The sequence below is a fragment of the Streptomyces sp. DH10 genome (assembly GCF_029813805.1).
Taxonomy (GTDB): Bacteria; Actinomycetota; Actinomycetes; order Streptomycetales; family Streptomycetaceae; genus Streptomyces; species Streptomyces coeruleofuscus.
The window spans coordinates 358,881-366,047 of record NZ_JARVKU010000007.1; the positions used below are offsets into that span (position 1 = coordinate 358,881).

5 protein-coding genes and 1 pseudogene are annotated in these 7,167 nt (G+C 69.9%); 2 read left to right on the top strand and 4 right to left on the bottom strand.

The genetic code is table 11. The annotated features are described in order from the left end of the window. Window positions 1-9: 9 nt before the first annotated feature. Entirely contained in the window at window positions 10-1,056 is a 1,047-nt protein-coding gene (locus QC385_RS18070) for a S66 family peptidase (RefSeq protein WP_279542349.1), read from the bottom strand. A 102-nt stretch (window positions 1,057-1,158) separates the two neighbouring features. Between QC385_RS18070 and aroQ the strand changes: the two genes are divergently transcribed. Further along, window positions 1,159-1,632, top strand: coding sequence for a type II 3-dehydroquinate dehydratase (gene aroQ / locus QC385_RS18075; protein ID WP_086599349.1), 474 nt, complete (start codon window positions 1,159-1,161; stop codon window positions 1,630-1,632). A gap of 28 nt (window positions 1,633-1,660) precedes the next feature. Here aroQ and QC385_RS44255 read toward each other — a convergent pair. The 3 genes and pseudogenes from QC385_RS44255 to QC385_RS18090 all read right to left on the bottom strand — a co-directional run bounded on the left by QC385_RS44255 (window position 1,661) and on the right by QC385_RS18090 (window position 3,873). After that, window positions 1,661-2,220: pseudogene (locus QC385_RS44255) on the bottom strand (amino acid ABC transporter ATP-binding protein). A 271-nt stretch (window positions 2,221-2,491) separates the two neighbouring features. Then, window positions 2,492-3,148 carry an MBL fold metallo-hydrolase gene (locus QC385_RS18085; RefSeq protein WP_279542350.1) on the bottom strand — a complete coding sequence of 219 codons (657 nt, stop codon included), beginning with the start codon at window positions 3,146-3,148 and terminating at the stop codon, window positions 2,492-2,494. A 35-nt stretch (window positions 3,149-3,183) separates the two neighbouring features. Further along, entirely contained in the window at window positions 3,184-3,873 is a 690-nt protein-coding gene (locus tag QC385_RS18090) for a maleylpyruvate isomerase family mycothiol-dependent enzyme (protein WP_279542351.1), read from the bottom strand. Window positions 3,874-4,096: 223 nt separating this feature from the next. Here QC385_RS18090 and uvrA point away from each other — a divergent pair, with 223 nt between their 5' ends. After that, the gene (gene uvrA / locus QC385_RS18095) at window positions 4,097-7,108 is read left to right on the top strand and encodes an excinuclease ABC subunit UvrA (protein ID WP_279542352.1); all 3,012 of its coding nucleotides are present in this window, start codon (window positions 4,097-4,099) and stop codon (window positions 7,106-7,108) included. Window positions 7,109-7,167 lie beyond the last annotated feature (59 nt).

Below are 7,167 nucleotides of genomic sequence, written 5' to 3' on the forward strand. Positions count from 1 at the left end.
CCGGGGCACTCAGTACGTGACCGTGATGCGCCGGGCCGGTCCGTCCACGCGCACGGTGCCGCCGTACGGGATCACCAGCTGCGGATCGGTGTGTCCGAAGTCGACGTCGAAGACGATCGTGACGTCGGGGGCGTAGGCCCGCATGGCGTTCAGGACGGCCTCACGCTGGTCGGACGCGTGACGAGCGGCCTCCTCCGGGCTGTTGGGCCGCTCGAAGGACCAGGTCTTCGGGCGGCCCGTCAGGAGGGCCGAGAAGCGCTGGAGCAGCCCGCGTTCGCCCATGTTGCGCAGGGTGCGGAATACCTCCGTGGCGCTCGGCATCTCCTCCGAGGTCTCCAGGAGCAGCACGCCGCCGTCGTACTGGGACAGGTCGCGCGCGATCTCGCGGTCGGCCATCAGCAGCCAGCCGAGGATCTCCAGGCAGCCGCCCCAGCTGCGACCCTCGACCACCCGGTCGGCGTTGACCCAGGTCCAGCCGGTCCCGGGCCGGGTCTCCGGCTCCGCGTCGAAGGTCGCCGGATCCGCCCAGTCCCGGTCGACGTCCCGCCACCGCTCGGCGGGCCTCAGCTCGTACGGGCCGGAGGTGAACAGGGCCGCCCGCAGGGACTCGGCGGTCTGCGGATGCATGGCCGCCGGGCGGCCCAGCTCGCACATCACCCTCGCCCCGTGAAAGGCGACGACGCCGCTGTTGTGGAGGTAGGCGAGCAGGTTCGTGTTGTCGCTCATCCCGAAGAACGGCTTCGGGTTCGCCCGGATCAACTCCCGGTCCAGCAGCGGCAGCACGGTGATCTGGTCGTCCCCGCCGATCGACGCGATGACCGCCTTGATGTCGGGGTCGGCGAAGGCCGCGTGGATGTCGTCGGCCCGCTCCTGGGGCGTGGAGCCCATCTTGCGGGTCGCGGGATACTCGACCGGCTCCAGCCCGTACTCCTCGCGCAACCGCTCCAGGCCCAGCTCGTAGGGGAGCGGGAAAATCCCCGGCAGGCCGGAGGAGGGGGAGAGCACGGCGACGCGGTCGCCGGGGGACGGCTTGGGCGGGTAGGAGAGGCTCGTCATGCCGGGAGGCTAGGGCCCGGCGGGCCGACGGCGCACCGTGATAAACCGGGTCCGAGCAGCGGTCCGTCATGGGCCGCCCGACCCGAACGGACCGGAGGAACCGTGCCCCGCACCCTGGCCAACGCCCCGATCATGATCCTCAACGGCCCCAACCTGAACCTGCTCGGCCAGCGGCAGCCGGAGATCTACGGCTCCGACACCCTCGCCGACGTCGAGGCCCTGTGCGCCAAGGCGGCGGCCGCGCACGGTGGCACGGTCGACTTCCGCCAGTCCAACCACGAGGGCGAGCTCGTGGACTGGATCCACGAGGCGCGACTGAACCACTGCGGCATCGTGATCAATCCGGGCGCCTACTCGCACACCTCCGTCGCCATCTTGGACGCCCTCAACACCTGTGACGGCATGCCGGTGTTGGAGGTCCACATCTCCAACATCCACAAGCGTGAGTCGTTCCGGCACCACTCCTACGTCTCGCTGCGTGCCGACGGGGTCATCGCAGGCTGCGGAGTGCAGGGGTACGTGTTCGGCGTGGAACGGGTCGCGGCGCTGGCCGGGGCGGGGCACGCGGACGCCTGAGGTCTTCTGCGACCGTCCTGCTCGACGATCACAACCGTCCCGGCTCCACGATCCGCCGCAGGAAGCGCCGCGTGCGCTCCTGCCGTGGTTCCCCGAAGACCTGCTCGGCGGTGCCGCGTTCCAGCACCACGCCGCCCTCCAGGAAACACACCTGGTCGGCGACCTCCCGCGCGAGCCCATCTCATGCGGCAGCAGCCGGGGCCGTACGGCCAGGGCGCGGACGATCGCCACCCGCTGTTGCTGGCCGCCGCTCAGCCGGTCCGGGTACTCGCCCGCCTTCCGCCGAGCCCGACCCGCTCCAGCAGTTCACGCGCGCGTGCCTCGGCCTCGGCACGCCGTGCACGCGGCGCGGGGCGAGCGTGATGTTCTCCAGGACCGTCAGGTGCGGGAAGAGGTTGTAGGCATGGAAGACCACGCCGATCCTGCGGCGTACGGCGTCCTGGTCGACGCGTGGGTCGGTGATCTCCTCGTCGTCCAGCCAGATCGCCCCGTCGTCGATCTCCTCCAGCACACCGCGTGCGGCGCGACCTCCAGGTCGACGTCCCTCAGCACCACCGAACCGCCGAAGGTCTTGCGGACGGATTCCATGCGCCCTTGAACACTGCCTGGCGCGCGCCGAGTTCGGCGGTCGCCGGGGCCGCCGGCCGAGGGCGGGGATCGACAGGCCGGCGGCCCATCCGCCCAGGAGCCGTCATCCTGCGCGGGGCTCCTACCAGTTGACTACGCAACTACATACAGGGGGAGCGTACGTACGACACCGGCGTGTGCGAACGATTCACACGGGGCGCGTGCGCGGCCCACGGCTCCACATGCGTGCGCCCCGCGCGTGCCCTCACCACCCGCATGCCCCGGGCGGCCCTCACCACCCGCGCGCGTGCCACTCCGGCAGATGCGGGCGCTCCGCGCCCAGCGACGTGTCGTTCCCGTGTCCGGGGTAGACCCACGTCTCGTCAGGGAGGACCTCGAAGATCTTTGTCTCCACATCGTGGATGAGACTGGCGAACGCCTTGGGGTCCTTGTGGGTGTTGCCCACACCGCCGGGGAAGAGGCAGTCCCCGGTGAACACATGGGGATGCCCGTGCGGGTCGTCGTAGACGAGGGCGATCGAACCGGGCGTGTGCCCGACCAGGTGGCGCGCGGTCAGCTCCACGCGCCCCACGCGGATGGTGTCGCCGTCGTCGACCAGCACGTCGGTCCGCACCGGGATGCCGTCGGCGTCGTCCCGGCCCGCGTACGTGCGGGCGCCGGTGGCCGCCACGACCTCGGCGAGCGCCTGCCAGTGATCGCCGTGCTGATGGGTCGTGACGACGGACGCGATGCCGTCGTCACCGATCATGCCGAGCAGTGTCTGCGCCTCGTTCGCGGCGTCGATCAGCAACTGCTCGTCCGTGGCCCGGCAGCGCAGCAGATAGGCGTTGTTGTTCATCGGACCGACCGCGATCTTGGTGATCATCAGGTCCTTGAGCTCGTGCACGTCGGCAGGTCCGCCGACCGTCACCTGTCCGCTGTACGTCATGTCCGCCAGCCTATAGCGGGGGAGTGGCGCGGGTCCTACAGCGGGGGCAGCGCCGGAAGCGGCCCGCCGTCCACCGTCAGCGCGGCTCCGGTGCGGCGGCCGGCGAGCCAGCCCAGCAGGTCCGCCGGGGAACCGGTGACGGTCACCTCGGCCCCGTCGTCCGCCTCCCGTCCGGTGCTCCACGCGCGCGTGCCGTCCGTGAGGCGCGTGGGCGGTACGTCGGGACGGCCGGCGAACCGGTCGGCCAGGAAGGCGATCTCCCGCTCGGTGAACTCCGCCGGCAGATCCTCCAGCTCGTACCCGATCCCGAGGTCCACGTGGTGCAGCTCCACCTCCACCCACCGCCGGAACGGCACCCGCGACGCGGAGTCCGTGACCCCGTTGCGCAGCTCCACCGTGCGCGACCAGTCAGCGGGAGCAGCCCCGGCCTCCTGGAAGCGGGCGGCGCTCTCGCGCAGGTCGGCCAGCTGGACGTCGAGGGGCCGGGGGGCGTCCCGCTCGATGTCGGCGTCCCGGGTCTCACCGGAGACGTACATGGGCCGGCCTTCCAAGACGTTCACGAGGGCGTCGGCGTTGCGGGCGACGTGGGCCAGCACATGGCCCCGGGTCCAGCCGGGAAGCTGTGACGGCTGCGTCACAGACGCGTTGTCCAGTTTGCCGACCGCGATGAGCAGCCGTTCCGTAGCGGCATGTACACATGCCAGGTCATGACCGTGATCAATCATGGTGCTGACCCTAATCCCGCCACACCTTCGGGTGAAGGTGGTGAACCGGTGCCGGTAATCGAAAGCACGTGCTATATGGTCGGGCGTGGCGTCGGGCATGCTGGAAAGCCGGGGTTTGTTGGCAACCCGTGGATCCGACCGGCGTTGTCAGTGGCTCCCTCTAGTCTGAGAAAGCACGGGGGCCCCGCCCCTGTCACTTCTCTCAAGAAAGGTGCGGACCGGCGTGGCCGACCGTCTCATCGTTCGTGGAGCGCGCGAGCACAATCTCAAGAACGTCTCGCTCGACCTCCCGCGCGACTCGCTCATCGTCTTCACGGGCCTGTCGGGGTCGGGCAAGTCCTCGCTGGCCTTCGACACCATCTTCGCCGAGGGACAGCGGCGCTACGTGGAGTCGCTCTCCTCGTACGCCCGGCAGTTCCTCGGCCAGATGGACAAGCCGGACGTCGACTTCATCGAGGGCCTGTCCCCGGCCGTCTCCATCGACCAGAAGTCGACCTCGCGCAACCCGCGCTCCACGGTCGGCACCATCACCGAGGTCTACGACTACCTGCGGCTGCTCTTCGCGCGCATCGGCAAGCCGCACTGCCCCGAGTGCGGCCGCCCCATCTCGCGCCAGTCGCCGCAGGCCATCGTCGACAAGGTCCTGGAGCTGCCGGAGGGCAGCCGCTTCCAGGTGCTGTCGCCGCTGGTGCGCGAGCGCAAGGGCGAGTTCGTCGACCTCTTCGCCGACCTCCAGACCAAGGGCTACTCCCGCGCGCGGGTCGACGGCGAGACCATCCAGCTGTCGAACCCGCCCACGCTGAAGAAGCAGGAGAAGCACACCATCGAGGTGGTCGTCGACCGCCTCACGGTCAAGGAAGGCGCCAAGCGCCGTCTCACCGATTCCGTCGAGACCGCACTCGGCCTGTCCGGCGGCATGGTCGTGCTCGACTTCGTCGACCTCCCCGAGGACGACCCCGAGCGCGAGCGCATGTACTCGGAGCACCTGTACTGCGCGTACGACGACCTGTCCTTCGAGGAGCTGGAGCCCCGCTCCTTCTCCTTCAACTCGCCCTTCGGCGCCTGCCCGGACTGCTCCGGCATCGGCACGCGCATGGAGGTCGACGCGGAGCTCATCGTCCCGGACCCGGACAAGAGCCTCGACGAGGGTGCCATCCACCCCTGGTCGCACGGCCACACCAAGGACTACTTCGGCCGCCTGATCGGCGCGCTCGCCGACGCCCTGGGCTTCAGGACGGACATCCCCTTCGCGGGCCTCCCGCAGCGCGCCAAGAAGGCCCTCCTCCACGGCCACAAGACCCAGGTCGAGGTCCGCTACCGCAACCGCTACGGGCGCGAGCGCCGGTACACCACGGCCTTCGAGGGCGCCGTCCCGTTCGTCAAGCGCCGGCACAGCGAGGCCGAGAGCGACGCCAGCCGTGAGCGCTTCGAGGGCTACATGCGCGAGGTGCCCTGCCCGACCTGTGAGGGCACGCGCCTCAAGCCGATCGTCCTCGCCGTCACGATCATGGACAAGTCCATCGCGGAGGTCTCCGCGATGTCGATCAGCGACTGCGCGGACTTCCTGCGGGAGCTGAAGCTCAGCGCTCGCGACAAGAAGATCGCCGAGCGTGTCCTGAAGGAGGTCAACGAGCGGCTGCGGTTCCTCGTCGACGTCGGTCTGGACTACCTCTCGCTGAACCGCGCGGCCGGCACGCTCTCCGGCGGCGAGGCCCAGCGCATCCGCCTGGCCACCCAGATCGGCTCCGGCCTCGTCGGCGTGCTGTACGTCCTCGACGAGCCGTCCATCGGCCTGCACCAGCGCGACAACCACCGGCTGATCGAGACCCTGGTCCGGCTGCGCGACATGGGCAACACGCTCATCGTCGTCGAGCACGACGAGGACACCATCAAGACCGCCGACTGGGTCGTCGACATCGGCCCCGGCGCCGGTGAGCACGGCGGCAAGGTCGTGCACAGCGGCTCCCTGAAGGAGCTGCTCGCCAACGACGAGTCGCAGACCGGCCAGTACCTGTCCGGCAAGAAGGCCATCCCGCTGCCCGACATCCGGCGCCCGGTCGACCCGTCCCGGCGGCTCACGGTGCACGGCGCCCGGGAGAACAACCTCCAGGACATCGACGTCTCGTTCCCGCTGGGCGTGTTCACCGCCGTCACCGGCGTGTCCGGCTCCGGCAAGTCGACCCTGGTCAACGACATCCTGTACACGCACCTGGCCCGCGAGCTGAACGGCGCGAGGAACGTGCCCGGGCGGCACACGCGCGTGGACGGCGACGACCTCGTCGACAAGGTCGTGCACGTCGACCAGTCGCCCATCGGCCGCACCCCGCGCTCCAACCCGGCCACGTACACCGGCGTCTTCGACCACATCCGCAAGCTGTTCGCCGAGACCACCGAGGCGAAGGTCCGCGGCTACATGCCCGGCCGCTTCTCCTTCAACGTCAAGGGCGGACGCTGCGAGAACTGCGCGGGCGACGGCACCATCAAGATCGAGATGAACTTCCTCCCGGACGTCTACGTCCCGTGCGAGGTCTGCCACGGTGCCCGGTACAACCGGGAGACCCTGGAGGTCCACTACAAGGGCAAGTCCATCGCCGACGTCCTGAACATGCCGATCGAGGAGGCCACGGAGTTCTTCGAGGCGGTTCCCGCGATCTCCCGCCACATGAAGACCCTCAAGGACGTCGGCCTCGGCTACGTCCGGCTCGGCCAGTCCGCGACCACCCTGTCCGGCGGTGAGGCCCAGCGCGTCAAGCTCGCCAGCGAGCTCCAGCGCCGCTCCACCGGCCGCACGGTCTACGTCCTGGACGAGCCGACCACCGGTCTGCACTTCGAGGACATCAGCAAGCTGCTGACGGTCCTGTCCGGACTGGTCGACAAGGGCAACACGGTCATCGTCATCGAGCACAACCTCGACGTGATCAAGACCGCCGACTGGGTCGTCGACATGGGCCCCGAAGGCGGCGCCGGCGGCGGCCTGGTCGTCGCCGAGGGCACGCCCGAGGAGGTCGCCGCGGTCCCGGCCAGCCACACCGGCAAGTTCCTGCGCGAGGTCCTCGGCGCCGACCGGATCAGCGACGCGTCCTCGGTGAAGGCCCCGCGCAAGGCGGCGGCGAAGAAGACGGTGCCGGCCCAGACCAGGGCGACCAGGACGGTCAACAGCACCGCGGCCAAGAAGACAGCCGCGAAGTCCACGAAGGCCGCCGCGAAGAAGACGACGCGGACGACCAAGGGCTGACCGGCCAAGGGCTGGCTGCTCCCGCCGACGCGCCGTGGCCCACAGGGACTCCCTGTGGG